This window comes from Streptomyces sp. NPDC019890, assembly GCF_044903445.1.
In the GTDB taxonomy this organism is placed as follows: domain Bacteria; phylum Actinomycetota; class Actinomycetes; order Streptomycetales; family Streptomycetaceae; genus Streptomyces.
On record NZ_JBJDQK010000013.1, the window covers coordinates 134170 to 161125 of the forward strand.

23 protein-coding genes and 1 riboswitch are annotated in these 26956 nt (G+C 70.8%); of the genes, 7 read left to right on the forward strand and 16 right to left on the reverse strand.

All coding sequences use genetic code 11. From position 1 onward, the window contains the following. Positions 1 to 71: 71 nt before the first annotated feature. The 4 genes from ACI2LP_RS29210 to ACI2LP_RS29225 form a co-directional block, all read right to left on the reverse strand. Positions 72 to 989, reverse strand: coding sequence for a hypothetical protein (locus ACI2LP_RS29210; protein ID WP_404727523.1), 918 nt, complete (start codon positions 987 to 989; stop codon positions 72 to 74). 13 nt (positions 990 to 1002) lie between these two features. Continuing rightward, positions 1003 to 1299 carry a DUF4193 domain-containing protein gene (locus ACI2LP_RS29215; RefSeq protein ID WP_005310959.1) on the reverse strand — a complete coding sequence of 99 codons (297 nt, stop codon included), beginning with the start codon at positions 1297 to 1299 and terminating at the stop codon, positions 1003 to 1005. A gap of 394 nt (positions 1300 to 1693) precedes the next feature. After that, positions 1694 to 2926, reverse strand: coding sequence for a sensor histidine kinase (locus tag ACI2LP_RS29220; RefSeq protein WP_404727524.1), 1233 nt, complete (start codon positions 2924 to 2926; stop codon positions 1694 to 1696). A 4-nt stretch (positions 2927 to 2930) separates the two neighbouring features. Continuing rightward, positions 2931 to 3584, reverse strand: a complete 654-nt coding sequence (locus ACI2LP_RS29225) for a response regulator transcription factor (protein WP_142213241.1) — start codon at positions 3582 to 3584, stop codon at positions 2931 to 2933. 310 nt (positions 3585 to 3894) lie between these two features. On the opposite strand from ACI2LP_RS29225, the gene ACI2LP_RS29230 reads away from it, so the two are divergent. After that, positions 3895 to 4062, forward strand: coding sequence for a hypothetical protein (locus ACI2LP_RS29230; protein WP_360870193.1), 168 nt, complete (start codon positions 3895 to 3897; stop codon positions 4060 to 4062). 95 nt (positions 4063 to 4157) lie between these two features. Here ACI2LP_RS29230 and ACI2LP_RS29235 read toward each other — a convergent pair whose 3' ends face one another. After that, positions 4158 to 4958 (reverse strand): inositol monophosphatase family protein, encoded by an 801-nt coding sequence (locus ACI2LP_RS29235; protein WP_404727525.1) that lies wholly within the window; start codon positions 4956 to 4958, stop codon positions 4158 to 4160. A gap of 19 nt (positions 4959 to 4977) precedes the next feature. After that, the gene (locus ACI2LP_RS29240) at positions 4978 to 6105 is read right to left on the reverse strand and encodes a ferrochelatase (RefSeq protein ID WP_404727526.1); all 1128 of its coding nucleotides are present in this window, start codon (positions 6103 to 6105) and stop codon (positions 4978 to 4980) included. 108 nt (positions 6106 to 6213) lie between these two features. Here ACI2LP_RS29240 and ACI2LP_RS29245 point away from each other — a divergent pair, with 108 nt between their 5' ends. The 3 genes from ACI2LP_RS29245 to sepH all read left to right on the forward strand — a co-directional run bounded on the left by ACI2LP_RS29245 (position 6214) and on the right by sepH (position 10263). Next, complete coding sequence (locus ACI2LP_RS29245; RefSeq protein WP_404727527.1) at positions 6214 to 7455, forward strand: MFS transporter; 1242 nt, start codon at positions 6214 to 6216, stop codon at positions 7453 to 7455. Then, entirely contained in the window at positions 7415 to 8734 is a 1320-nt protein-coding gene (locus ACI2LP_RS29250; protein ID WP_404727528.1) for a D-arabinono-1,4-lactone oxidase, read from the forward strand. The genes ACI2LP_RS29245 and ACI2LP_RS29250 overlap by 41 nt, the downstream gene beginning before the upstream one ends. A 476-nt stretch (positions 8735 to 9210) precedes the next feature. Beyond that, entirely contained in the window at positions 9211 to 10263 is a 1053-nt protein-coding gene (gene sepH / locus ACI2LP_RS29255) for a septation protein SepH (RefSeq protein ID WP_404727529.1), read from the forward strand. A 439-nt stretch (positions 10264 to 10702) separates the two neighbouring features. Here sepH and ACI2LP_RS29260 read toward each other — a convergent pair whose 3' ends face one another. Continuing rightward, on the reverse strand, positions 10703 to 11530 hold the full coding sequence (locus ACI2LP_RS29260; RefSeq protein ID WP_404727530.1) for a sulfurtransferase: 828 nt from the start codon (positions 11528 to 11530) through the stop codon (positions 10703 to 10705). Between the two features lie 225 nt (positions 11531 to 11755). Between ACI2LP_RS29260 and ACI2LP_RS29265 the strand changes: the two genes are divergently transcribed. Then, positions 11756 to 12526, forward strand: coding sequence for a VOC family protein (locus tag ACI2LP_RS29265; RefSeq protein ID WP_404727531.1), 771 nt, complete (start codon positions 11756 to 11758; stop codon positions 12524 to 12526). Here ACI2LP_RS29265 and ACI2LP_RS29270 read toward each other — a convergent pair. The 4 genes from ACI2LP_RS29270 to ACI2LP_RS29285 are packed head-to-tail and all read right to left on the reverse strand — an operon-like array spanning position 12501 to position 17915. After that, complete coding sequence (locus ACI2LP_RS29270; RefSeq protein ID WP_404727532.1) at positions 12501 to 13169, reverse strand: thymidine kinase; 669 nt, start codon at positions 13167 to 13169, stop codon at positions 12501 to 12503. The genes ACI2LP_RS29265 and ACI2LP_RS29270 overlap by 26 nt on opposite strands. A 54-nt stretch (positions 13170 to 13223) precedes the next feature. After that, the gene (locus ACI2LP_RS29275; RefSeq protein ID WP_404727533.1) at positions 13224 to 14429 is read right to left on the reverse strand and encodes an alkaline phosphatase family protein; all 1206 of its coding nucleotides are present in this window, start codon (positions 14427 to 14429) and stop codon (positions 13224 to 13226) included. Further along, positions 14429 to 15013, reverse strand: a complete 585-nt coding sequence (locus tag ACI2LP_RS29280) for a DUF5998 family protein (RefSeq protein ID WP_404727534.1) — start codon at positions 15011 to 15013, stop codon at positions 14429 to 14431. Before ACI2LP_RS29280 ends, ACI2LP_RS29275 begins: the two co-directional genes overlap by 1 nt. Positions 15014 to 15050: 37 nt before the next feature. Then, positions 15051 to 17915 (reverse strand): GNAT family N-acetyltransferase, encoded by a 2865-nt coding sequence (locus ACI2LP_RS29285; RefSeq protein WP_404727535.1) that lies wholly within the window; start codon positions 17913 to 17915, stop codon positions 15051 to 15053. 97 nt (positions 17916 to 18012) lie between these two features. Here ACI2LP_RS29285 and ACI2LP_RS29290 point away from each other — a divergent pair, with 97 nt between their 5' ends. Further along, positions 18013 to 18294, forward strand: a complete 282-nt coding sequence (locus ACI2LP_RS29290; RefSeq protein WP_360870160.1) for an HPr family phosphocarrier protein — start codon at positions 18013 to 18015, stop codon at positions 18292 to 18294. Positions 18295 to 18509: 215 nt separating this feature from the next. Here ACI2LP_RS29290 and ACI2LP_RS29295 read toward each other — a convergent pair whose 3' ends face one another. The 4 genes from ACI2LP_RS29295 to ACI2LP_RS29310 form a co-directional block, all read right to left on the reverse strand. Next, complete coding sequence (locus ACI2LP_RS29295) at positions 18510 to 19187, reverse strand: GntR family transcriptional regulator (RefSeq protein WP_404727536.1); 678 nt, start codon at positions 19185 to 19187, stop codon at positions 18510 to 18512. A gap of 188 nt (positions 19188 to 19375) precedes the next feature. Beyond that, positions 19376 to 20134, reverse strand: a complete 759-nt coding sequence (locus tag ACI2LP_RS29300) for a M23 family metallopeptidase (RefSeq protein ID WP_404727537.1) — start codon at positions 20132 to 20134, stop codon at positions 19376 to 19378. A 12-nt stretch (positions 20135 to 20146) separates the two neighbouring features. Next, positions 20147 to 20308: riboswitch (cyclic di-AMP (ydaO/yuaA leader) on the reverse strand. A 227-nt stretch (positions 20309 to 20535) separates the two neighbouring features. Next, on the reverse strand, positions 20536 to 21933 hold the full coding sequence (locus ACI2LP_RS29305) for a M16 family metallopeptidase (RefSeq protein ID WP_404727538.1): 1398 nt from the start codon (positions 21931 to 21933) through the stop codon (positions 20536 to 20538). Continuing rightward, positions 21930 to 23270, reverse strand: a complete 1341-nt coding sequence (locus ACI2LP_RS29310) for a M16 family metallopeptidase (RefSeq protein WP_404727539.1) — start codon at positions 23268 to 23270, stop codon at positions 21930 to 21932. The genes ACI2LP_RS29305 and ACI2LP_RS29310 overlap by 4 nt, the downstream gene beginning before the upstream one ends. A gap of 167 nt (positions 23271 to 23437) precedes the next feature. Here ACI2LP_RS29310 and ACI2LP_RS29315 point away from each other — a divergent pair, with 167 nt between their 5' ends. Beyond that, a complete protein-coding gene (locus ACI2LP_RS29315; RefSeq protein ID WP_404727540.1) occupies positions 23438 to 25888 on the forward strand; it encodes a DNA topoisomerase (ATP-hydrolyzing) subunit A in 2451 nt (816 codons plus the stop codon). On the opposite strand, the gene ACI2LP_RS29320 is transcribed toward ACI2LP_RS29315, so the two are convergent. Then, positions 25885 to 26949: a CobW family GTP-binding protein gene (locus ACI2LP_RS29320; protein ID WP_404727541.1), complete on the reverse strand. Its 1065-nt coding sequence runs from the start codon at positions 26947 to 26949 to the stop codon at positions 25885 to 25887. The two genes, ACI2LP_RS29315 and ACI2LP_RS29320, sit on opposite strands and share 4 nt — an antisense overlap. Positions 26950 to 26956 lie beyond the last annotated feature (7 nt).

Below are 26956 nucleotides of genomic sequence, written 5' to 3' on the forward strand. Positions count from 1 at the left end.
AGGGGAATGTCCGGCCCGGCACTGACCGGACGGGGGCGGACCGGATCGGGGCGGACCGGATCCGGGCGTCTTCAGCGCCCCAGCTCGCGCGGGTCCCGGATCGCCTCCAGCGGGTCCCTGGGCTGCTCCAGCGGCGGAAGCCCGGCCAGCGCGTCCCAGGGGATCTGCCTCGCGCGCAGGTCTCTGCGGATGCGTGCCGCGAGCTTCTTGGTGTCCCGGCGGTTCATCGCGGCGCCGACGGCCGCGCCGACCATGAACGGCATCAGCATCGGCAGATTGCGGATCATGCGCTTCATGATCTGCTGCCGCAGCTCGCGCTTGAACTGGCCGCCCATTGCGGCGTTGATCGTCGACGGTTTGGTCACGTCGATTCCGCGCTCCTGCGACCAGGAGTTCAGATACGCGATGCCGCGCTCCCTGAGGCTGCCCGGCGGCCGCAGGCCGTAGACCTCGTGGAGCTCGGCGATGAGCTTCAGCTCGATGGTGGCGACGCCGACGATCTCCGCGGCCAGCTCGGCCGGCATCGCGGGCGGCACGGGCAGCATCGCTGCCGCGCCGATGCCGGCGCCCACCGTGGAGGTGCCGTTCGCCGCGCCCGCGACCAGCTTGTCGGCAAGCTGCTCGGGAGCGAGGCCTGGGAACTGCCTGCGCAGCGTCGCGAGATCGCGCACCGGCACGCGAGGCGCGTTCTCGATGAGCCGGTCGGTGACGTACGCCACGCCGGCCTTGGCGCTCTCACCGCCCCTGCGGACGCCCTGGCGCACTGATGCCAGGCGTGGGGCCCTGGTCCGGGGCCCCGCCCGGTCTGCCGCTTCGAGCGAGGCCGGCAGGCCTCGCTCGGCGTCGCCTCCTGCGCCGTGGGGCAGGAGGGCGGCCGAGTGCCCGGCAGACGCTGTGTCGCCTTCTGCCGGTCCCGTACCGCCCCAGTGCGCCTCCGGCGGCTTGTGACGCCGGAAACGCCTCTTCCTGGGCGGTGTCTCGCCTGCCACGGCCGACCGGACCTCAGTCGCAGTCGCGGCAGATCGGCTGACCGTTCTTCTCGCGCGCCAGCTGGCTGCGGTGGTGTACGAGGAAGCAGCTCATGCAGGTGAACTCGTCGGCCTGCTTGGGCAGGACCCGTACGGCCAGTTCCTCGTTGGACAGGTCGGCGCCGGGCAGCTCCATGCCCTCTGCGGCCTCGAACTCGTCGACGTCGACGGTCGAGGTCGACTTGTCGTTCCGGCGGGCCTTCAGCTCTTCAAGGCTGTCCGAATCGACGTCGTCATCGGTCTTGCGTGGGGTGTCGTAGTCCGTTGCCATGTCGCTCTCCCCCTCTGGGTGGTTGCGGTGTCTCCAGCGCACGTAACGCGTGAGAGGCCGGACTTGTGCCCGACCCGAGGCGGAGATTTTGCCTCACATCAAGGTCTGTTACTCAATCGACACCCAACCGGATCCCCCGAGAGTGATCGGGTTGGATGGCGATCGGGACCGTACACGGTCCGAATGTCGCACTTCACGGGCGCCACCCCGTGTACTTCCCGTGATCTCGACCCCCGGAAACCCGGACTTTTCCCGGCTTTCCGGCAAGAGTCTTGATCACAGAGAGTAGATGGCCTGAAATTCGCCTATGTGATCGATCCCACACGGTTCTTTCGAGCACGAGTCCCGAAAATTCCGCGCAAAGCGAACAAAGCGTGTGGCATCGTTCAGCATCTCAGACCGGCAGGGTGACACGCATCACGAGGCCCCCGCCCTCACGAGGCTCCGCGATGATACGGCCTCCGTGGGCGCGCGCAACCGAGCGGGCGATCGAAAGTCCCAGGCCGACGCCCTTGTCGCTGCCGGTGCGCTCCTGACGCAGGCGCCGGAACGGCTCGAAGATGTTGTCGATCTCGTACGCGGGAACCACTGGCCCCGTGTTCGAGACCACGAGGACCGCCTGGCCGTGCTCGGTCTCGGTGGTGACATGCACCCAGCCGCCCTCCGGAATGTTGTAGCGCACCGCATTCTGCACCAGGTTCAGGGCGATCCGCTCCAGCAGGACGCCATTGCCCTGGACGACTGCGGGCGCCCGCCGGCCGCGGAACTCCACTCCCTTCGCCTCGGCCTCGGTGCGTGCCTGGTCGACCGCGCGCGTGGCGACCTCGGCCAGGTCCACCGGCTTGCGCTCGACGATTTCGTTGCTGCTGCGGGCGAGCAGCAGCAGACCCTCGACCAGCTGCTCGCTGCGCTCGTTGGTGGCCAGCAGGGTCTTGCCGAGCTGGTGGAGCTCCGGGGTCGCGCCGGGGTCGGAGAGGTGGACCTCCAGCAGCGTGCGGTTGATCGCGAGCGGCGTACGCAGCTCGTGCGAGGCGTTCGCGACGAACCGCTGCTGGGCCGTGAACGCGCGCTCCAGGCGGTCCAGCATCTCGTCGAAGGTGTCGGAGAGCTCCTTGAGCTCGTCGTCCGGTCCGTCGAGCTTGATGCGCCGGGACAGGTCCGAGCCGGCCACCTGGCGGGCGGTGCGGGTGATCTTGCCCAGCGGCGAGAGGACCCGTCCCGCCATGGCGTAGCCGAAGGCGAAGGCGATGATGCTCAGGCCGAGCAGGGCGAAGAGCGAGCGGCGCAGCAGGTCGTCCAGAGCCATCTGTCGCTGGTGCTGCAGGCAGTCGCTCACGGCCTGCTGGAACTCCGGTCCGGTCGACTGGTTGGGCAGCTGGCACCAGTCGGTGGTCCGCTTCACACTGGCGGTGACGATCTCGAAGGGCAGCTCGCCGTTCGCGCCGAGCGCCTGCGCGGTGAGCAGATAGATGATCGACAGCAGCAGGATGCCCGCGATCAGGAACATCCCGCCGTACAGCAGCGTGAGCCGTATCCGGATCGTCGGCCGCAGCAGCGGGCGCACCGGGTCGCGCGGGTCCCAGGTCGGCTTCGGAGGCGCCTCGGGTGGCGCCGGGGTGGCGGCCACGGACTCAGATCCGGTAGCCGGAGCCGGGCACGGTGACGATCACCGGCGGCTCACCGAGCTTGCGGCGCAGGGTCATCACGGTCACGCGCACGACATTGGTGAACGGGTCGGTGTTCTCGTCCCAGGCCTTCTCCAGCAGCTGCTCGGCCGAGACGACCGCGCCCTCGCTGCGCATCAGTACCTCCAGAACCGCGAACTCCTTGGGCGCGAGCTGGATCTCCTTGCCGTCGCGGAAGACCTCGCGGCGGTTCGGGTCGAGCTTGATGCCGGCGCGCTCCAGGACGGGCGGCAGTGGCACCGTCGTACGGCGGCCCAGTGCCCGTACGCGGGCGGTGAGCTCGCTGAACGCGAAGGGCTTGGGGAGGTAGTCGTCCGCGCCGAGCTCAAGGCCCTCCACGCGGTCGCTGACGTCGCCGGACGCGGTCAGCATCAGCACCCGGGTCGGCATGCCGAGCTCGACGATCTTGCGGCACACGTCGTCTCCGTGGACGAGCGGGAGGTCCCGGTCCAGGACGACCACGTCGTAGTCATTGACCCCGATGCGCTCGAGGGCGGCCGCCCCGTCGTACACGACGTCGACTGCCATGGCCTCCCGGCGCAGTCCGGTGGCCACCGCATCGGCGAGCAGTTGCTCGTCCTCGACGACGAGTACGCGCACGTCGTGTTCCTCTCTCCGGGCCCGTCACCCATGATCAGGGCAGGTGTGTGCACTGACTGTGCGCATCCATCCTGCCCGTTACGCGCGTAAACCGGCTGTAAGGCGGAGCGACCGCCGGGCGGCCGACCTGCGCCGGAAGGAATTCACCGGATTCTCCTCTCAGTTGAGGTTTCTCTGAGGTGAGCCCGGGGGAGGACGACTAAACACCCGCGATCACGCCCTGTATGTGGCACACCACTACCCGTTCCAGGGTTGATCACCCACCGTCGGCACACCCCCGTGCCACCGACCCACGACGAGGGGGCGCACCATGGACGCATTCACCGCAGGACTGATGCAGCGCATAAAGGCCGCGGAGACGGACCTCACCTTGGCTCGCGAGACGGGCGACGACTTCCTTGCGGATGTCGAGCAGGCAGAGCTGGATGATCTGCACCGCCTGGCCGCCGAGCACGGCGTGGAGGTCAGCGCGGCATAGCGCCGAGCTGCACGGAAGGGCCCCGGCACCACGGTGCCGGGGCCCTTCGCTGTGCGGAGCCGGGTCCGGGTTGGTCCGGTCGTGCCAGGCGGCTTCTAGTCGTGCCAGGCGCCGAACTCGTCCAGGAGGCTCTGCAGCGGCTCGAAGACACCCGGGCTCGCGGCCACCGTCAGATCGTACGAAGGGCGTTGCCCGGGGCGGCCGCCGGTGAGCGCGCCCGCCTCGCGGGCGATCAGGTCACCGGCCGCCAGGTCCCAGGGGTGGAGGCCGCGCTCGTAATAGCCGTCCAGGCGGCCCGCGGCGACGTCGCAGAGATCCACGGCCGCCGAGCCACTGCGGCGGATGTCTCTCAGCCGGGGGATCAGCCGCTGGGCGACGTCCGCCTGATGGCTGCGTACGGTCGCCACATAGTTGAAGCCGGTGGAGACCAGGGACTGCTCCAGCGGGGGCGCCGGACGGCAGCGGACAGGCTTGTCGTTCGCAAACGCGCCCCCTCCCAGCACCGCCCGGTACGTCTCGCCGCGCATCGGGGCCTCGACGACCCCGACCACCGCTTCGCCGTCACGCTCGGCGGCGATGGAGACCGCCCAGGTCGGCAGACCGTAGAGGTAGTTCACGGTGCCGTCGAGCGGGTCGATGACCCAGCGCACGCCGCTGGTGCCGGCCGTGGACGCGCCCTCTTCGCCGAGGAAGCCGTCCTCGGGGCGGCGCTCGGACAGAAAGCCGGTGATCAGCTTCTCGGCGGCGATGTCCATCTCGGTGACGACGTCGATGGGGCTGGACTTGGTGGCCGCGACGCCGAGATCGGCGGGGCGGCCGTCGCGCAGCAGCTCTCCCGCCCGGCGGGCGGCCGCCAGCGCGAGGTCGAGCAGTTCGGACAGGAGAGGGTCGGTCACAGGGCTTCCTCGGGCTTCCTCAGGCGTAGGGGCTGTCGGCTCCGGCCGCTGCGGGCCTGGGCGCCCGGGCCGGACAGCAGCCGACCGGGCAGAGGTCGTGGGAGGGGCCCAGCGCCCCCAGTGCGCAGCGCTCGGCGGGCAGTGCCCGTTCGGCCGCGGCGCGCTCCAGGACGAGGTCCCGCACCGCCGCGGCGAACCGTGCGTCGGCGCCCACCGTCGCCGAACGCCGCACGGGCAGCCCCAGCTCGGCGGCCTTCGCGGTGGCCTCGGTGTCGAGGTCGTACAGCACCTCCATGTGGTCCGAGACGAAGCCGATGGGGACCATCACCACAGCGGGAGCGCCCGAGGCGTGCAGGTCCTCCAGGTGGTCGCAGATGTCCGGCTCCAGCCAGGGGATGTGCGGGGCGCCGCTGCGGGACTGGTAGACGAGTTGCCAGGGGTGCTCGACACCCGTCTCGTCGCGCACGGCGTCGGCGATCAACCGGGCCACGTCCAGGTGCTGGCGCACATACGCGCCGCCCTCGCCGTGCTCTGCGGCCGGTCCCGATGAGTCCGCCGCGGAGGTGGGGATGGAGTGCGTGGTGAAGGCGAGTTGGGCTCCCGCACGCAGCTCGTCGGGGAGATCCGCCAGGGACTTCAGTACGCCGTCGATCATGGGGCGTACGAAACCGGGGTGGTTGAAGTAGTGCCGCAGCTTGTCCACGCGCGGTGGTTCAAGCCCCTCCGCCTCCAGTGTGGCCAGCGCGTCCGCGAGGTTCTCGCGGTACTGGCGGCAGCCCGAGTACGAGGCGTACGCACTGGTGGCGAGGACGGCGATGCGCCGGTGGCCGGCGGCGACCATCTCACGCAGGGTGTCGGTCAGATACGGCGCCCAGTTCCGGTTGCCCCAGTGGACCGGCAGGTCCAGGCCGTGCTCGGCGAAGTCCTTGCGCAGGGCGTCCAGCAGGGCGCGGTTCTGGTCGTTGATCGGGCTGACCCCGCCGAACAGGAAGTAGTGCTGCCCCACCTCCTTGAGCCGTTCCTTGGGGATGCCGCGGCCGCGCGTCACGTTCTCCAGGAACGGGACGACGTCGTCCGGGCCTTCGGGTCCGCCGAAGGACAGGAGCAGCAAAGCGTCGTAAGGGGCTGGGTCGCGCTGATCGGGCATGGTCCGATCCTGCCACCAGCCTCTGACAGCGGAAAAACCGCGGTGCACGCGGCGCGGTACGGGCGTAACCTGTCAAAGCCTTTGACACGCCTTACCGGAGAGCACCCCTTGCCGAGTCCGTACCGCGCCATCTTCGCCGCCCCCGGCAGCAAGTCGTTCTCCGCCGCAGGCTTCGTCGGCCGACTGCCGCTGTCCATGATGGGCATCGGCATCGTGACCATGATTTCCCAGCTCACGGGGCGCTACGGACTCGCAGGCGCGCTCTGTGCGACCCTTGCGATGTCGGCCGCCGTGCTCGGTCCGCAGATATCCCGGCTGGTCGACCGGCACGGGCAGGCCCGGGTGCTGCGCCCGGCCACCCTCGCCGCTCTCGCCGCGGTCGCGGGTCTGCTGCTCTGTGCCATGCAGAAGGCCCCGGACTGGACGCTGTTCGTGTTCTCCGCGGCCGCGGGCTGTGTGCCGAGCGTGGGTTCGATGACCCGGGCCCGCTGGGCCGAGATCTACCGGGGCTCGCCGCGCGAGTTGCACACTGCGTACTCGTGGGAGTCGATCGCCGACGAGGTGTGCTTCATCGTCGGCCCGATCGTCTCCATCGGTCTTTCCACCGCCTGGTTCCCCGAGGCGGGTCCGCTGCTCGCCGCCGCCTTCCTGGTGATCGGCGTCTTCTGGCTGACCTCGCAGCGGGCCACCGAGCCCGTGCCGCATCCGCGCGAGCACCACAGCGGCGGCTCCGCGCTGCGCTCCCCCGGGCTGCAGGTCCTGGTAGTCACCTTCGTGGCGACCGGCGCGATCTTCGGTGCGGTCGACGTGGTCACGGTGGCCTTCGCCGACGAGCAGGGACACAAGGCCGCCGCGAGTCTGGTCCTCGCGGTGTACGCACTGGGCTCCTGCCTCGCCGGGGCGGTCTTCGGACTGCTCCACCTCAAGGGCTCGGCCTCCCGGAGGTGGCTGGTGGGAGTGTGTGCGATGGCCGTGAGTATGATCCCCCTCCAACTGGCCGGGAACCTCCCCTTCCTGGCCGTGGCGCTCTTCGTCGCGGGCCTGTCCATCGCTCCTACGATGGTGACCACCATGGCCCTGATCGAAGCGCACGTACCGCGCTCCAATCTGACCGAGGGCATGACCTGGACCAGTACCGGGCTCGCGGTCGGAGTGGCGCTCGGCTCCTCGGCCGCGGGCTGGGTGGTCGACGCGGCCGGAGCGGACGCGGGGTACGTGGTGCCCGCGGCGGCGGGAGCGGTCGCGGCCGCGGTGGCGTTCCTGGGGTACCGCCGGCTGCGCAGGCCGGTGCCGACGCGGGAGGGGCAGCGTGAGCGGGACTACGACGACGGGGCGCAGCACGTGGCGTAACTGGGCGGGGAATGTCACCGCCCGTCCGGTACGGGAGGTCTCGCCCGCCTCCACCGAAGAACTCGCCGACGCGGTACGGAAGGCGGCCGAGGACGGCCTGAAGGTGAAGGCAGTCGGCAGCGGCCACTCCTTCACCGCCACCGCGGCCACCGACGGTGTGCTGATACGGCCCGATCTGCTGACCGGGATCCGGGAGATCGACCGCACGGCGATGACCGTGACCGTCGAGGCGGGCACCCCGCTCAAGCGGCTGAACGCGGCCCTGGCCCGTGAGGGTCTCTCGCTCACGAACATGGGCGACATCATGGAGCAGACGGTCGCGGGCGCGACTTCCACCGGCACGCACGGCACGGGCCGCGACTCGGCCTCGATCGCCGCGCAGATCAGGGCACTTGAGCTGGTGACGGCGGACGGCTCGGTGCTGACCTGCTCCGAGAAGGAGAATCCGGACGTCTTCGCGGCGGCCCGGATCGGGCTCGGCGCGCTGGGTGTCGTCACCGCGATCACCCTCGCCGTGGAGCCGGTCTTCCTGCTCACGGCCCGCGAGGAGCCGATGGCCTTCGACAAGGTGACGGCCGAATTCGACGCGCTCTTCGCGGAGAACGAGCACTTCGAGTTCTACTGGTTCCCGCACACCGGCAACTGCAACACCAAGCGCAACAACCGCAGCGCCGGTCCCGCCGCACCGCCCGGACCGATCGGCGGCTGGATCGAGGACGAGCTGCTGTCCAACGGCGTTTTCCAACTCGCCTGTTCGCTCGGCCGGGCCGTCCCCGCGACCATCCCGACGATCGCCAAGATCTCCAGTCGCGCGCTCTCCGCCCGTACCTACACGGACATTCCCTACAAAGTCTTCACATCTCCGCGGCGGGTGCGGTTCGTCGAGATGGAATACGCGCTGCCGCGGGAGGCGGCGGTGGGGGCGCTGCGCGAAGTGAAGGCGATAATCGAGCGCTCGCCGCTGCGGGTCAGCTTCCCGGTGGAGGTGCGGACGGCCCCGGCCGACGACATCGCGCTCTCCACTGCATCGGGCCGGGAGAGTGCGTACATCGCGGTGCATCAGTACCGGGGCACGCCGTACCAGGCGTACTTCACCGCGGTGGAGCGGATCATGACCGCGCACGGTGGGCGGCCGCACTGGGGCAAGGTTCACTCGCGGGACGCGGCGTACTTCGCCGAGGTATATCCGCGGTTCGGCGAATTCACCGCGCTGCGTGACCGGTTGGATCCGGAGCGGCTGTTCGGCAACGACTATCTGCGGCGGGTACTGGGCGGCTGAGGGCGGATCAGGTCGAGCCGCCGTTCCTTCTGGGGACAGGCGAGCGAAGCGAATAGTTCCCTTTGGGAAGATTCTGTGAATCAGGACACCTGGTCACTCATGTCCATGACGCCCAACTCCCGCCCCCGGAGAGAAGTTCGACGGCGCGGCGGTCCACCCCGGTGGCCCGAATGGAGTACTGTGGCGAGCCCTGGGCCCGGCCTCCCTCTTGGGCGTCTGGACCCCAGGTAGGGGGCCGAAAGCGGCGCTCGATCCGGCGGCGCCGCGGCACCGCACGGGTACCCGATGCGGAGAGTGACGGACCAGTCACTCAGAGTCGCAAACAGGTAACCGTGCCATAACGGCGATCCAGGGCCTGTGCCCGACACGCCGGGCAACTCGGCAAGGTTGTGGCAGGCTGCACCCGGGCAGGCCACACTCGACTAGCGGAAGCAGCGACGCACGTGACGTCGGCAGGCACCACCCGGGAGGTCCCCATGCCCGAACTGCGTGTCGTGGCCGTCTCCAACGACGGCACACGACTGGTGCTCAAGGCTGCGGACAGCACGGAATACACGCTTCCGATTGATGAGCGGCTGCGCGCTGCCGTGCGCAATGACCGCGCCCGCCTCGGCCAGATCGAGATCGAGGTGGAGAGCCATCTCCGTCCTCGGGACATCCAGGCACGTATACGCGCCGGAGCCTCCGCGGAGGAGGTCGCGCAGCTCGCCGGAATCCCGGTCGACCGGGTGCGGCGCTTCGAGGGCCCGGTGCTCGCGGAGCGCGCGTTCATGGCGGAGCGGGCGCGCAAGACTCCCGTACGCCGTCCCGGTGAGAACACCGGGCCGCAGCTCGGCGAGGCGGTGCAGGAACGGTTGACGCTGCGCGGCGCCGAGAAGGACACGGTGCAGTGGGACTCCTGGCGCCGGGACGACGGCACCTGGGAGGTGCTGCTGGTCTACCGGGTGGCGGGCGAGCCGCACTCGGCGAGCTGGACGTACGACCCACCGCGGCGGCTGGTGCAGGCAGTTGACGACGAGGCGCGGGCGCTGATCGGGGAGACCGACGACACGATCACGGCGCAGGAGCCGAGCTTTCCGTTTGTGCCGCGCATCGCACGGCTGCCGCGGGACCGGCCGCTGGACCGGTCGCTCGACCGCCAGTTGGAGCGTCCGACCGTGCCGGCGCAGTCGACCGATCCGGAGGAGAGCGGTGGCGAGCGGGACTCGCTGACCAGCCTGCTGGAGGCGGTGCCGAGCTTCCGGGGCGACATGGTCGTGCCCGAGCGGCCTGCGCCGCCGGAGCCTGCGGCGACCGAGCCGGCCGCGGCGCCGGAGGAGGAGGAACCGGTTGCTCCGGCGGCCTCGGCGGGCGCGGGCTCCGCGTACGCGGACGTCCTGATGCCCCGCTCGGTTGCGGGCCACCGCGACCGCCTGACGGGCACGACGGACCGCCAGGCGGAGGCGGACGGGGTTCGCCCGGGCCGCCGGGCGGCGGTCCCGAGCTGGGACGAGATCGTCTTCGGCACGCGCCGCAAGAAGCAGGACTAGCGGTACGCAAGGGGCCCGGCGCGATGACCGCGCCGGGCCTTTGGCGCGCCCGGTGGGTCTCTCCCCACCCGCCCGCCCTGAGAGTTGGGGGTACCGGGTACCCCCACCCCCGGCGGGGGAAGCGGCAGCTTCGCGCCGCGAGCGGCAAGCCCCGACGCCAGAGCAGGAGGCTCGCGCCGCTGGCGGGCACAGCACGCCCCTGGCGAGACGCACGAATGGGGCGTCTCGCCAGGGGCGCGCCCTGAGAGTTGGGGGTACGGGGTACCCCCACGCCCCCGCGGGGGAAGCGGCAGCTTCGCGCCGCGAGCGGCGAGCCCTGGCCAGGCAGCGACCCGGCCCGCCCCATGAATGGGGTACCGCGCAACCCCGCGCCCCGGGCAGGCAAGCGGCAGCTATGCGCCGCGCAGCGGCGGGAACGAACGGCTGGTGCGGCCGGCGCTCAGCCCGGCTCGGGGCCCGTGGCGATCGGGTGGGTTGGGTTCGCGCACCACTCCGACCATGAGCCTGCGTACAACGCCGGGGTGAAGCCCCCGAGTTCCAGGGCCAAGGCCTCCTGGGCCGCCGAGACTCCCGAGCCGCAGTAGACGCCGACCGGCGCGGTGTCCGTGGCCCCCAGGGCGAGGAAGCGGGCGGCCAGCGCCTCGGGCGCCAGAAAGCGGCCGTTCTCGGTCACGTTTTCCGTGGTCGGGGCCGAGATCGCGCCCGGGATGTGGCCGGCCACCGGGTCGATCGGCTCGACCTCGCCCCGGTAGCGTTCCGCCGCGCGCGCGTCGAGGAGCAGGCCCTTGCGGGCCTGGTCGGCCGCCCCGTCCGCGTCCAGCAGCGGGAGCGCGCCCGGCACGGGAGCAAAGTCACCGGGGGCTGGGCTGGGGCTCTCCTTCGACAGCTCGCCCGTCCACGTCGCGAGACCGCCGTCCAGCACCCGTACATCCGCGTGGCCCGTCCACCGCAGCAGCCACCACGCCCGCGCCGCCGCCCACCCCTTGTCGGCGTCGTAGACGACCACCGGGGAGTCCGCCGAGACCCCGGCCCGGCGCATCGCCTCGCCGAACGCGGCCACGTCCGGCAGTGGATGTCGGCCGCCGGCCCCGGGCGGAGCGGCCAGTTCCGCGTCCAGGTCGACAAAGACCGCGCCGGGGATGTGACCGGCCTCGTAGTCCGCCCGCCCGTGCGGTCCGCCCAGCTGATAGCGGATGTCCAGCAGGACCGGAGGACGGGTTCCGGCCAGCTCGCTCGCGAGTTCGGTCGCGGAGATGATGGGTTTCATAAGGGCCATCCTTGCGCAGCACCCGGCCGCGGCGTAACGCCGCCAAGGTAGATGAGTAATGCCAAAAAGGGCATCCTCCAGCGGGAACCCGCCAAAAGCGGCGCGGCCGGGGCGCGTCGGGCGCCGGGTGGTGCAAGCATCTGGGACGGGGCGCGCAGCCGTTCCGCACGACGGCGCGCATCAGGTCCCCGTACGGCCACCACATGGTCCGAGGAGAGAGTGACAATGACCGAGGCGACTCGGCGCACCCCCGGCACGCCCTGCTGGGTGAGTTTGATGGTGCACGGCCTTGACGCGACCCAGGACTTCTACGGAGGGCTGTTCGGCTGGGACTTCTCCCCCGGCCCCCGGCAGCTCGGCCCGTACGTCCGCGCGCTGATCGACGGCAAGGAGGTCGCGGGTATCGGCCGGCTCCCGGCCGAACGGCAACTGCCGATCGCCTGGACGCCGTACATGGCGACCGACGACGCCGATGCGACCGTCGAGACGATCAGGAGCTGCGGCGGCACGGTCGGGGTCGGCCCGCTGGACGCCGAGGACGCCGGCCGACTGGCCGTCGTGACCGACCCGGCCGGCGCGGTCTTCGGCGTCTGGCAGCCCACGGCCCACAGCGGCACCGCGGTGCACGGCACGCACGGCACACCGGTCTGGAACGAACTGCTGACCGCCGAGACCTCAGCGGTCGGCAAGTTCTACCAGGCGGTCTTCGGCTACGAGCTCGAGAGCATCGTCTCGGCCGACTACGACTATGTGACCCTGCACCTGGAGGGCCGCCCGGTGGCCTCCCTGCACGGCGTGGGCAACGCCCTGCCGCGCGACCGCGGCTCGCACTGGATGACCTACTTCGAGGTCGCGGACACCGACGACGCCGCGCGCAAGGTCGCCGAACTCGGCGGACATGTGCTGTACCCGCCCCGGGAGGCTTCCAGCGGCCGGCTCGCGACCGTCGCGGACCCGGAGGGCGCGGTCTTCACGATCGTACGGTCGAACCGTTGACGTCCACCGGCAGCACGTCCGGGGAGAGAGCGGCCGCGCGGGCCGTGGCGGCGGTCATCCGCCGCCGGTGGTGGCGTCGGCACAGCACCTCGTAGCCGATCTCGTCCGGCGACTGGTTGACGTCCCCGACGACGACCTGGGCGCCTTCGACGACCATCACCCCGCCGACGGTACGGGCATTGTGCGTGGCCCGCGCCCCGCACCAGCACAGCGCCTCGACCTGAAGCACCTCGACCCGGTCGGCGAGTTCGACGAGCCGCTGCGAGCCCGGGAAGAGCTTGGAGCGGAAGTCGGTGGTGATGCCGAAGGCGAAGACGTCCAGGTCGAGGTCGTCGACAACGCGGGCGAGCTGGTCGATCTGCTCGGGCGCCAGGAACTGCGCCTCGTCCGCGATCACGTAGTCGCAGCGGCCGCCCTGGGAGAGACGGTCGACGAGATACGCGTAGAAGTCGAAGCCCTCCGCAGCCTCGACCGCGTCGGTGACCAGGCCGAGCCGGGAGGACAGCTTGCCCTCGCCCGCACGATCGTCCCGCGTGAAGATCATGCCCTGGAGTCCGCGCGCGGACCGGTTGTGCTCGATCTGAAGAGCGAGGGTGCTCTTTCCGCAGTCCATCGTTCCGGAGAAGAACACCAGCTCGGGCATGGGGAGTTGACGACCTTTCGGGTCTGGGGGCGCGTCTGGGGCCGCGTAAAGAGATTACGAGCGTACTTCGATGAGCGGGACGAGCTGCTCGACGGGGGTCATCGAGCCGTGCATGCCGACCATCGCCGACTCATGGGGCTCGTTGATCGACGCGGTGATCACCACATCGTCGTGGGCCGCCGCGACTACGTCGCCGATGCGCCCGTACACCCGCTCGTCGACCCGGGCGCCGAACCAGCCGGCCGCGATCGCCTCGTCCCGGCTCGCCACCCAGAACTGCTCGCCGAGCACCTCGCGCCAGACGGCCAGCACATCGGACTCGGCGCCGGGTACGGCGTAGACATGGCGGGCCCGGCCCTCGCCGCCCAGCAGGGCCACTCCGGCGCGCAGCTCCCAGTCCTCGTCGAAGTCGATGCGCGACTGCTCGTCGAAGGGGATGTCGATCATGCCGTGGTCGGCGGTGACGTACAGGGCCGAGCGGGGCGGGAGTTGTTCGGCGAGGCGCTGTACCAGCCGGTCCACGTACATCAGCTGGCCGCGCCAGGCGTCGGAGTCGACGCCGAAGCGGTGGCCCTTGCCGTCCACTTCGCTGTAGTACGTGTACACCAACGAGCGATCCCCCCTGGCCAGTTGCTCGGCCGCGAGGTCCATGCGCTCCTCGCCGGAAAGCCGGCCCAGGAAGCTGCCGCCGCTGAGCGCGATCTTGGTGAGGGGGGTGTCCTGGAAGGCCGGGGACGACACCTGCGCGGTGTGCACGCCCGCCTCGTCCGCGAGCTGGAAGACGGTGGGGTACGGCTGCCAGACGCGCGGGGAGGTCCACGGCTTCCAGCGCAGCTGGTTCATCAGCTCGCCGGTCTCCGGGTTGCGCGCGGTGTAGCCGGGCAGGCCGTGCGAGCCGGGCGGCAGGCCGGTGCCGACGGAGGCGAGCGAGGTGGCGGTGGTGGCAGGAAAGCCGACCGTGATGGGCAGCCCGGTGCCACCGCGCGAGGTGCCGAGCAGCGAGGTGAGATACGGGGCCTCGTCCGGGTGGTTCTTGATCTGCTCCCAGCCGAGGCCGTCGATCAGGAAGACGCAGTTCCGGTCGGCCGGGGTGAGCTCGGGGATCGACTGCACGAGTCCCGGTACGCCCTGGCCCGCGGCGAGCGTGGGCAGCAGATCGGCGAGCGATCCGCTGCCGTAGTCCGGGACGGGAGCGGTGTCGAGGGCAAGCGGAACGGGTTCGTCGGGCCAGGTGGCGGACTGCGCTGTGGGCTGGACCATCAGCGCGTGGCTGCCGTGGCTTCGGAGAGCGCCTGGGCGAAGGCCAGCGTCTGACGGACGGCGTCCGGGCCGTCACCGGCCTCGCTGACGCGCAAGCTCAGGTCGTCGGCGGTGGAGTTGCCGGTGTAGCCGTGGTCCGCGTCGCAGTTGGGGTCGCCGCAGGCGGCGGGCTCCAGGTCGATGCGGGAGACGGCACCCCAGCCGATGGTGAGGACGACCTCGCGGGGCAGGGTGCCCGGGGTGTACGACTCGGGGTTGGCGACGACGCGGCTGACCACGACGGACGAGATGCGGCCGAGCTTGACCGACTCGGTGGAGGTGGTGGCGTACGGCGTCGGGGAGCTGGTGTCGGCGGCCTGCTCGTCGGTGTGGCTGACGATGAAGCGGTTGGCCGTCAGGACGAGGACGGTGACATGGCGGCGCACCTCGTTGGCGTCGAACGTCGTCTCCTGGTGCACCAGGTACGACGCGATCTGCTCGCCACCGACAGCGGCCTCCACCGCCTCGGCCACGAGGGCCGGGTAGTAGCCGCTGCGCTCGATCGCCGCGCGCAGCCCCTGGGTCGTCGTACCGGTCTTCGCCATGCGGTCCATCCTACGGGCCCGTGGGGGCGGTGAGCGCTCAGTAGCTGGGGAGTCGGCGGGGTCCCAGGTCGGTGCGGGCGGGGGGCGGTGCGAGGCGTACGGAGGCGCCGAGCACGGAGAGGCCACGCTGAGCGACAACGACCGGTTCGAGGCTGATTCCGACCACTTCCGGATGGTCGTCGACCAGTCGTGACACCCGGAGCAGCAGTTCCTCGAGGGCCGGAGTGTCAACGGGCGCGGAGCCGCGCCAGCCGAAGAGGAGGGGGGCGGTCCGGATGGTCCTGATCAGCTCGGCGGCGTCACGGTCGGTCGCGGGAACGAGCCGGTGCGCGGTGTCGCCGAGCAGCTCGGAGGGCGCGCCGGCGAGCCCGAAGGACAGGACGGCGCCGACGGCGGGGTCGATGGCGGCCCGTACGACGGTGTCCACACCACGGGGAGCCATCGCCTGGACGACGGGCTGCAGCTCCTCGGGCTTGCCCAGGACGCCGGTCAACTCGCTGAATGCCTGGCGCAGCTGGGCCTCATTGGCCAGATCGAGCCGTACGCCGCCGAGGTCGGCGCGGTGGCGGAGGTGCGGAGCGGTGGTCTTGAGGGCGACGGGGTAGCCGAGCCGTTCGGCGGCCCGGACGGCGGAGTCGGGACCGGGGGCGGGGAGGGCGGGGTGCACGTCGATGCCGTACCGGCCGAGGAGCGCCTGGGCCGCGTCGGGGACGAGGGTGAAGCCGCGAGGGTCGTCGTACCCGCCGAGGAGCCCCTCGATCTGGGCGGCGGCGCCGGCCTCGTCGATGTCCTCGTACTCGGGAACTCTGCCGGGATCGGCGGCGTGCCGGCGCCACTGGGCGTACTTGACGGCCTCGGAGAGCGCACGGACGGCCCGCTCGGCGGCGGGGTAGGCGGGAATGCGGTAGTGGAGCGGGGCAGCGGTGGCCGGGCCGGAAGCCTCGGGCGCCGGCACGGGCGGCTGGCGGCCTGCCTCCGGATTCGGGACGGCGCGGGGGCGGGCAGAAACACCCGCAGCCGGCCCCGGCATGGTGCTCGTCGCAGCCGACAGGGCCTCCGCCAGACCCCCCAGCTCCACATGAACCACCGCCACCGGCTTCGCCTCGGACTTCGCCGCCGCATCCCGCAGCGCCGCCGCCAGGACCTCCCCGTGGCCCTCTTCCGTCACACCGTTCTCGCCGACCCACGGAATCGCCGTCACCACGACGGAGTCGCACGCGTCGTCGGCCAGCGCCTCGGCGAGCGCCGCCCGGAAGTCCGCGGGCGTCGCCTCCGTCGTAAGGTCCCGCGGCCGCATCGGACGCAGGCCTTCCGCAAGGCACGCGTCATACGTCAGCAGACCGAGCGACTCGGAGTTGCCGAGGATGGCCACCCGTGGCCCCGCCGGCAGCGGCTGCCCCGCCAGCAGCACACCCGCGTCGACGAGTTCGGTGAACGTGTCGACCCGGATCACGCCCGCCTGCCGCATCAGCGCGCCCACTGTCGCGTCCGGGATCCGGGTCACCGGCACCGCGTGCCCCGGCGGCTCGCTGCCGCTGTGCCGCGCGCCCTTCACCACGACCACCGGCTTCACCGCCGCCGTACGCCGGGCCAGCCGCGTGAACTTCCGTGGGTTACCGAGCGATTCGAGGTACAACAGGACGACATCGGTGTCCGGGTCCTCGTACCAGTACTGCAGGAAGTCGTTTCCGGAGACGTCGGCGCGGTTGCCGGACGAGATGAAGGCCGACAGTCCCGCGCCACGCCGGTGCAGCCCCGACAGCAGTGCGATGCCGATCGCGCCGGACTGTGTGAACAGACCGATGCGGCCCGCGGCCGGGGGGTGCGGGGCCAGCGAGGCGTTGAGGCGGACGGCCTCCGCCGTGCTGATGATGCCGAAGGAGTTCGGGCCGATGATGCGCATGCCGTACGAGCGGGCCTGCCGCACCAGTTCGCGCTGGCGCTCCCGCCCGGCCGCGCCGCTCTCGGCGTATCCGGCGGTCACCACGACCAGCCCCTGGACGCCGTGCTCGCCGCAGTCGGCGACCACGTCCGGCACCCGCTCCGCGGGGACGGCGACGACCGCGAGGTCGACCGGCTCCCCGGTCTCGGCGACGATCTCGCCGACGGAGCGGAAGGCCGGTACCCCTTCGATCTCCAGCTGATCGTCGGACAGAGCGCGGTTCACTGCGTAGGTACGGCCCGTGAACCCCGCGTCGAGGAGGTTCCGCAGCACCGTGCGCCCCACACCGCCCGGCGCGCGGCCGGTACCGACGACCGCGACCGACCCCGGCGCGAGGAGTCGCTGCACGGACCGCGCCTCGGCGCGCTGCTCGCGGCCGCGCTGGACCGCGAGGGACTCCGCGGTCGGCTCCAGGTCGAGGGTCAGATGGACGGAGCCGTCCTCGAAGCTGCGCTTCTGGGTGTAGCCGGCGTCCCGGAACACCTTGATCATCTTGTTGTTGGCGGGCAGCACCTCCGCCGCGAACCGCCGGATGCCCCGCTCGCGCGCCACCGCCGCGATGTGTTCGAGCAGCGCGGACGCGACACCGCGCCCCTGGTGCGCGTCCTGCACCAGGAAGGCGACCTCGGCCTCGTCGGCGGGGGCGCTCGCGGCGCGGCCCTCGGAGTTGATCCGGTCGTAGCGGACGGTGGCGATGAACTCGCCGCCGACCGTGACCGCGAGACCCACCCGGTCCACGTAGTCGTGATGGGTGAAACGGTGCACATCCTTGGCGGAGAGCCGGGGATAGGGTGCGAAGAAGCGGTAGTACTTCGACTCGTCCGAGACCTGTTCGTAGAAGCTGACCAGACGCTCGGCGTCCTCAGTGGTGATGGGCCTGATGCGCGCGGTTGCGCCGTCGCGCAGCACCACGTCCGCTTCCCAGTGATCGGGATAGGCGTGGTCCGGCTGGGTCTGCATGGGAGAAAGCGTACGGCTCACCCAGCGGTCGGTTCGAGCACTCCGCACCACATGAGAGACTGGTCTAGACAACCGCTAAGACTTGAAGGGCAACACCATGGCTGAGCGCCGCGTCAACGTCGGCTGGGCCGAGGGCCTTCACGCCCGCCCCGCTTCCATCTTCGTCCGTGCCGCCACCGCCTCCGGCGTCCCGGTGACGATCGCCAAGGCCGGCGGCGAGCCGGTCAACGCGGCGTCCATGCTCGCGGTGCTCGGCCTGGGGGCGCAGGGCGGCGAGGAGATCGTGCTCGCTTCCGAGGCGGACGGCGCCGAGGCTGCGCTGGACCGGCTGGCCAGGTTGGTTGCCGAAGGGCTCGAGGAGCTTCCCGAGACCGTCTGACCCGAGAGTCCGAGCCGAACCGTCCACGTCAGGGAGTCCAGGACCGGACGGTCCGAGCCCGGCAGTCCGAGGCCACAGTCGAATGTGCTCAACGCGGAGCCGCGGCATCCCGAATTCGGGAGACCGCGGCTCCGTTCATTTCCGGGCCGACCGTGAATTCGGGCAGCAGAAATACAGCCACCACAATTGTCTTCCCTTTGTATACGGCGCGACTGTTAATTGCGGACGCTCGCGGTGTTTACGGCATGTTGCGAAGTCCTCACCCGCTCCGGACGGCGCAGCCGGTGCGCGGCTGCCGCCCGCTCGGCGTGCAGGCTGGTCAGCGCCCGGGCCCGCTCCACGTCGCCCCGCGCCACCGCGTCCACGATCGCGCCGTGCTCGGCCCAGGAGTCGACGGGCTTGGCCGGCTGCTCGACGGCGTACATCCAGGCGATCTTGTGCCGCAGCTGGGTGAGCAGGGCGGTCAGGCCGGGGCTGCCGGAGGCCTGCGCGAGCGTCTCGTGGAACCAGCCACCCAGTGAGCGCAGATCCTCGCCCTGACCCCGGCGCGCCCGCTCCTGACCCAGCCTGACCAGGCCACGCAGCACCTTGAGGTGTGCCTCGGTACGCCGCTGGGCGGCGCGCGCGGCGCCCAGCGGCTCCAGCAGCATCCTGATCTCCAGCAGGTCGGCGGCCTCCTGCTCGGTGGGCTCGGCGACGCAGGCACCGGCGTGCCGGCGGGTGGTGACGAAACCCTCGGACTCCAGGGTGCGCAGGGCCTCGCGCACCGGGACACGTGAGACGCCGTAGCGGCGCGCCAGCTGCTCCTCGGTCAGCCGACTGCCCCGCTCGAATACACCGGAGACGATGTCGTCGCGGATCGCCGTGCATACCGAGTGCGCGGGAATGCGCATGACCGAACCTCCGCTTTAATCCGCGCGAAACGCAGCCGATTGACGTCTGTTCGGTCGACTCTATTGCAGCGAGCACGATTTTCCGAAGGCTCTCCGGAATCCATGGATATCTTTTGGCCAGTGCCTCAAAGGCAGAAGGCCCCGGCGGCACGCCGGGGCCTTCTCCACGAGCTGTACGAGCTGTCCGCTCAGACGTTCACACCGTGTGCACGCAGGTACGCGACCGGGTTGATGTCGGAGCCGTACTCGGGGCTGGTGCGGGCCTCGAAGTGCAGGTGCGGCCCGGTGGTGTTGCCGGTCGCGCCGGAGAGGCCGATCCGCTCGCCCGGGGTGACGCTCTGGCCGACCGAGACGCTGATCGACGAGAGGTGGCCGTACTGCGTGTACGAGCCGTCCTTCATCTTGATCACGACGTTGTTGCCGTACGCGCCGCCCCAGCCGGCCTCGACGACGGTGCCGGAGCCGACCGCGTGCACGGTGGTGCCGGACGCCGCATGGAAGTCGATGCCCGTGTGGCTGCCGGAGGACCAGATGGCGCCGCCGGCCTTGTAGCCGGTGGAGATGTACGAGCCGGAGATCGGGGCCACGAAGGAGTTGAGGCGCTTGCGCTCGGCGTCGCGGGCGGCGCGCTCCCTGGCCTCGCGGGCTTCCTTGGCACGGACCTCGGCCTTGTGCTTCGCCTCGGCCGCGGCCTTCGCCCTGGCGGCCTCCTGCTCCTGGGCGGCGGCCTGGTCGGCGATCTGGTCCGCGAGGGTCTCGGCGGTCACCACCGGGGTCAGGCCGGTGTCCTCGACCGCGGTCGTGCTCGTGTTGGCGGCGAGCGCCGGGGAAGCGAGGGTTCCGATGACGCCGGTCGTGGCGAGGGCCGCGGCACCCGCCATGTTCGCGCTGCGTCGCGACAGGCGGCTCGGGGCACGGTGCTTCCCGGTGGCACGGGTGAACGCCATGTAGTGGCTGATCCTTTCCTTCCTTCTCGCCTACCGGGTTAGCTGACGGGTTCGGAGCAGGAAGGTCTCCTACGGGCCCCTCCGCACGGGTGCGAAGGCGTCCGATTCACCCCAGGGACATGGGTCCCCGGCTCCCCAGGCTCGCGCCTGACGGGGACTCGGCGATGACTGTCCGATGCCGCGGATGCGGCGGGCTTCTGGCGGACAGCCGGACCGACGCTAGGCCGGGCCACTTTCAATCACCAAACAGACAGGCTTTTTTGTAGCGCATCCCACAGGGCAGACACGCAGCCTCTCCAACAAAGCGGACATAACACGGAACCCCGGCTCCACTCTGGATGCCGGGGTTCCGCTTGTTTGTAAGGAGTTGTTTGCCGGCCGAGGAGCACCGGCTTTCTCAATCAGCCTGTGACAACACTCACTTCACCGATGCCCAGCGCCCGCACCGGCTCCTCGATCTCGTCGGCGTCGCCGACGAGCACCGTGACAAGACGGTCCACCGGGAAGGCGCTGACGGCAGCCGCCGTCGCCTCGACAGTGCCCGTCTCGGCCAGCCGGACGTACAACTGCGCCTGGTAGTCGTCCGGGAGGAACTGCTCGACCTGGTCGGCGAGCGTGCCCGCGACGGAGGCGGCCGTCTCGAACTTCAGCGGGGCGACACCCACCAGGTTCTGCACGGCGACATCCCGCTCGGCGTCGGTCAGCCCCTCGGCCGCGAGCGTACGCAGCACCTTCCAGAGGTCGTCCAGCGCCGGTCCGGTGTTCGGGGTGTCCACCGAGCCGCTGATGGCGAGCATCGCGGCGCCCGACCCGTCGGGGGCGGAGCGCAGCACCTGGCCGAAGGCGCGTACGCCGTAGGTGTAGCCCTTCTCCTCACGCAGCACGCGGTCGAGGCGGGAGGTGAGGGTGCCGCCCAGGCAGTACGCGCCGAGCACCTGCGCGGGCCACACGCGGTCGTGCCGGTCCGCACCGATGCGGCCGATCAGCAGCTGCGTCTGCACGGCGCCCGGCCGGTCCACGATCACCACACGGCCGGTGTCGTCGGCGGCGATCGGCGGTACGGGACGGGGCGCTGCCTTGTCGCCCGTCCAGGTGCCGAGGCTCTCGGCCAGCACGGCGTCCAGGTCGACCCCGGTCAGATCGCCGACGATCACCGCGGTGGCGGTGGCGGGCCGCACATGCGCCTCGTAGAAGGCCCGTACGGCCGCGGCGTCGATCCGGGCCACGGTCTCCTCGGTGCCCTGGCGGGGACGCGAGATACGCGCCGCGGCCGGGAAGAGCTGCTTGGAGAGCTCCTTGGCGGCACGGCGGGCCGGGTTGGCCGTCTCGTGCGGGATCTCGTCGAGACGGTTGCGTACGAGCCGCTGCACCTCGCTGTCGGCGAAGGCGGGTGCGCGCAGCGCCTCGGCCAGCAGGCCGAGCGCCTTGGGCAGCCGGGAGACCGGGACCTCCAGGGAGACGCGGACGCCGGGGTGGTCGGCGTGCGCGTCGAGGGTGGCACCGCAGCGCTCCAGCTCGGCCGCGAACTCCTCGGCGCTGCGCTTGTCGGTGCCCTCCGACAGGGCGCGCGCCATGATCGTGGCGACGCCGTCGAGGCCCTCGGGCTCGGCGTCCAGCGGGGCGTCGAGGGAGATCTCGACCGCCACCACCTGCTGGCCGGGGCGGTGGCAGCGCAGCACCGTGAGCCCGTTGTCCAGGGTGCCCCGGTCGGGGGCGGGGAACGCCCACGGCCGGGCCGCGCCGGCCGCCGGCTGCGGGTGGAACTCCATGGTCGTCAAAGACGCGGCAGCGTCGGTCACTGGTCCGCTCCCTCTTCCTGGTCGCTCTGCTCGGCGTTGACGGGTTCGTAGACGAGCACCGCCCTGTTGTCCGGGCGCAGCCGGGCCTTGGCGACCGCCTGCACCTCCTCGGCGGTGACGTCCAGCACCCGCTGCACGGCGGTCAGTGCCAGCTGCGGGTCGCCGAACAGCACGGCGTACCTGCACAGTTCGTCGGCGCGGCCCGCGACCGTGCCGAGCCGGTCCAGCCACTCGCGCTCCAACTGGGCCTGCGCCCGCTCCATCTCCTCGGGCGTGGGGCCCTCGGCCGCGAACCGCGCAAGCTCCTCGTCGACCGCGCCCTCGATCTGGGGGACCTCGACGCCGCCGGACGTCTTGACGTCCAGCCAACCGAGCGAGGGTGCGCCGGCCAGGCGCAGCAGCCCGAATCCGGCGGCGACGGCCGTCTGGTCCCGGCGCACCAGGCGGTTGTGCAGCCGGGAGGACTCGCCGCCGCCGAGGACGGTGAGCGCCAGATCCGCGGCGTCGCACTCGCGCGTGCCGTCGTGCGGCAGCCGGTAGGCGGCCATCAGCGCACGGGCCGGGACCTCCTCGACAACCTCCTCGCGCAACTGCTCGCCGATGGTCACCGGCAGCGATCCGTCACGGGGCGGCTGCTTTCCGTCATGGGCCGGGATGGAGCCGAAGTACTTCTCGATCCAGGCGAGCGTCTGCTCCGGGTCGATGTCGCCGACGACCGACAGCACGGCGTTGTTCGGCGCGTAGTACGTACGGAAGAAGGCGCGGGCGTCCTCGAGGGTCGCCGCGTCCAGGTCGGCCATCGAGCCGATCGGCGTGTGGTGGTACGGGTGGCCCTCCGGGTAGGCGAGGGCGGTCAGCCGCTCGAAGGCCGTGCCGTACGGGACGTTGTCGTACCGCTGGCGGCGCTCGTTCTTGACGACGTCGCGCTGGTTCTCCATCGACTCGTCGTCGAGCGCGGCGAGCAGCGAGCCCATCCGGTCGGCCTCCAGCCAGAGCGCGAGCTCAAGCTGGTGGGTGGGCATGGTCTCGAAGTAGTTGGTTCGCTCGAAGCTGGTGGTGCCGTTCAGCGAGCCGCCTGCCCCTTGCACCAGCTCGAAGTGGCCGTTCCCCTTCACCTGGCCGGAGCCCTGGAACATCAGGTGCTCGAACAGGTGGGCAAGTCCGGTACGGCCCTCGACCTCGTGGCGCGAGCCGACGTCGTACCACAGGCAGACCGCGGCCACCGGGGTCAGATGGTCCTCGGAGAGCACCACACGCAGGCCGTTGGCCAGCCGGTGCTCTGTCGCTGTCAGGCCGCCGGAACCGGCCTGCGCTGTGGCCGTGTGACCCATGGGCATGTACGTCCCTTCGATCGCGATGCTGCTCTTTCTGTCAGCCCTGCCACTGTATGCAAGCGCGCTGACACCTGGCGAAGTTCCCGGGTCGCGGTCGGCGCTGTCAGTGGGACGGTCCACAATGGTCCGCGTCAGATCCAGACCTGGTACGTGAAGGAGCAGCAGCCGCGATGGCCCGCCGCAGCACGAAGACCCCGCCTCCGGACGATTTCGAGGAGAAGATCCTCGACATCGACGTCGTGGACGAAATGCAGGGCTCCTTCCTCGAGTACGCGTACTCGGTGATCTACTCCCGGGCCCTGCCGGACGCACGGGACGGCATGAAGCCGGTACACCGCCGGATCGTGTACCAGATGAACGAGATGGGCCTGCGCCCCGACCGCGGCTATGTGAAGTGCGCCCGCGTCGTGGGCGAGGTGATGGGTAAGTTGCATCCGCACGGCGACGCGTCGATCTATGACGCCCTGGTGCGGATGGCGCAGCCGTTCTCGATGCGCCTGCCGCTGGTCGACGGCCACGGCAACTTCGGCTCGCTCGGCAATGACGACCCGCCCGCCGCCATGCGGTACACCGAGTGTCGGATGGCGGACGCGACCAGCCTGATGACCGAGTCGATCGACGAGGACACTGTCGACTTCTCGCCGAACTACGACGGACAGGAGCGCGAGCCCGTCGCGCTGCCCGCGGCGTACCCGAACCTGCTGGTCAACGGCTCGTCCGGAATCGCGGTCGGCATGGCGACGAACATGCCGCCGCACAATCTGGGCGAGGTCATCGCCGCCGCCCGCCATCTGATCAAGCACCCCGGCGCGGATCTCGAGACGCTGATGCGCTTCGTCCCCGGGCCCGACCTGCCGACCGGTGGCCGCATCGTGGGCCTGGCGGGCATCAAGGACGCGTACGAGACGGGCCGCGGCACCTTCAAGATCCGCGCGACGGCCTCCGTGGAGGATGTCACCGCGCGCCGCAAGGGCCTGGTCGTCACCGAACTGCCCTTCACGGTCGGGCCGGAGAAGGTGATCGCGAAGATCAAGGACCTGGTCTCGTCGAAGAAGCTCCAGGGCATCGCGGATGTCAAGGACCTCACGGACCGCTCCCACGGCCTGCGGCTGGTCATCGAGATCAAGAACGGCTTCGTCCCGGAGGCCGTGCTGGAGCAGCTCTACAAGTTGACGCCGATGGAGGAGTCCTTCGGCATCAACAATGTGGCGCTGGTGGACGGCCAGCCGCTCACACTGGGTCTCAAGGAGCTGCTCGAGGTCTATCTCGACCACCGCTTCAACGTGGTGCGCCGGCGCAGCGAGTTCCGCCGGACCAAGCGCCGCGACCGGCTGCATCTGGTCGAGGGCCTGCTCGTCGCGCTGCTGGACATCGACGAGGTCATCCGCCTGATCCGGTCCAGTGACAATTCGGCGCAGGCGAAGCAGCGGCTGATCGAGCACTTCTCGCTGAGCGAGATCCAGACGCAGTACATCCTGGACACCCCGCTGCGCCGGCTGACCAAGTTCGACCGGATCGAGCTGGAGAGCGAGCGCGACCGGCTGAACCGCGAGATCGAAGAGCTGACCGCGATCCTGGAGTCGGACACCGAGCTGCGCAAGCTGGTCTCGTCCGAACTGGCGGCTGTGGCGAAGAAGTTCGGCACCGAGCGGCGCACGGTGCTGCTGGAGTCGGCGGGCACGCCGGTGGCCGCGGTGGCTCTGGAGGTCGCCGACGACCCCTGCCGGGTGCTGCTCTCCTCGACGGGTCTGCTGGCGCGCACCGCCACCGGCGAGCCGCTGTCCGACGAAGGCGGCAGGCGTACCAAGCACGATGTGATCGTCTCGGCCGTCCCGGCGACCGCACGTGGCGATGTGGGCGCGGTGACCTCTGCCGGGCGGCTGCTGCGGCTCTCGGTGATCGATCTGCCGCAGCTGCCGCACACCGCATCGGTGCCCAACCTCGCGGGCGGAGCGCCGGTTTCGGAGTTCCTCAACCTGGAGGCGGACGAGCGGATCGTCTGTCTGACCACGCTCGACGAGTCCTCCCCCGGCCTGGCGATCGGCACCCTGCAGGGTGTCGTCAAGCGCGTCGTGCCGGACTACCCGGCGAACAAGGACGAGTTGGAGGTCATCGCCCTCAAGGAGGGTGACCGGATCGTCGGCGCTGCCGAGCTGCGTACGGGCGAGGAGGACCTGGTCTTCATCACCTCCGACGCCCAGCTGCTGCGCTACCCGGCAGGCCAGGTGCGGCCGCAGGGCCGGGCGGCGGGCGGCATGGCGGGCATCAAGCTGTCGGAGGGCGCCGAGGTGATCTCGTTCACCGCGGTGGACCCGGCGGCGGACGCGGTGGTGTTCACGGTCGCGGGCTCGCACGGCACGCTGGACGACTCCGAGATGACGGCGAAGCTCACGCCCTTCGACCAGTACCCACGCAAGGGACGGGCGACGGGTGGCGTGCGCTGCCAGCGCTTCCTCAAGGGCGAGGACGTGCTCGTGCTGGCCTGGGCGGGCGCCACCCCGGCCCGCGCGGCGCAGAAGAACGGCTCACCGGCCGAACTGCCGGAGCCCGATCCGCGCCGCGACGGCTCGGGCACGCCGCTGACCTCGGCGGTGGCGGTGCTGGCGGGCCCGGCGAGCTAGTCGCTCTCCGGCTCGGTCAGGCCGGTCTCCGGTTCGGACGGTACGTACCGCAGGACGCCCCACATGCTGTGCTCGGCGGGGGCGTCCTGCGGTCCGGCCGTCCGGCACTCGTCGAGCTCCGTGCGCAGCTTGCCGGCGTCGATGCCGGAGCCGATGAGCACCAGCTGGGTGAGGCGCTCGGCGCCCCGCGGCCAGGCCTCCGGGTAGAAGCGCAGAAACCGGCCGACCGCATGCACGGCGTACCGGTTGCGCGGGTCGGCCGCGCCGAAGTCGACGAATCCCTTGATCCGGTAGAGCCCTTCGGGCCTGGAGTCGAGAAAGTCCATCAGCCGACGCGGGTCCATGGGCGCCCGCGCCGTGAAGTCGACGCTCTCGTAGGCGGCGTGCAGATGGTCCGCATGCTGGTGAGCGTGCTCGTCCGCGCACAGATCCTCGAAGGAGAGCTGGCCGGCCCGCTCGGTGAGCGGCTTGCGGTCGAAGAGGAGGTCCGGGTCGATCCGGCCGTACGCGGCCTCGGTCACCGCGGCGGCGGTACCGAGGCTCTGGCGGATGCGGGTGAGCTCCGTGGCGGGCACACGGTCCGTTTTGTTGAGCACCACCAGGTCCGCGACGGTCAGATGCCGGTCGATCTCGGGGTGCTTCTCGCGCGTGGCCTCGTACTCCGCCGCGTCGATGACCTCGACCAGTCCCCCGTACACGATCCGTTCGTTCTCGCTGGCGAGGAGCATGCGCACCAGCTCCTGGGGCTCGGCGAGCCCGCTCGCCTCGATGACGATGACATCGAGGCGGGCGGAGGGCTGGGTGAGCTTGTCCAGGTAGAGGTCGAGTTCGCTCGCGTCGACGGCACAGCACAGACAGCCGTTGCCGAGCGAGACCGTGGAGTCGCCCAGCTGACCGGCCACGGTCATGGCGTCGATTTCGATGGAGCCGAAGTCGTTGACGACGGCGCCGATCCGGGTGCCGCGGCTGGCCCTGAGCAGATGGTTGAGCAAGGTGGTCTTGCCCGATCCGAGGAAGCCCGCGAGGACGATGACGGGGATCTGCTGGCTCGGCGTCGGCAACGAAAGC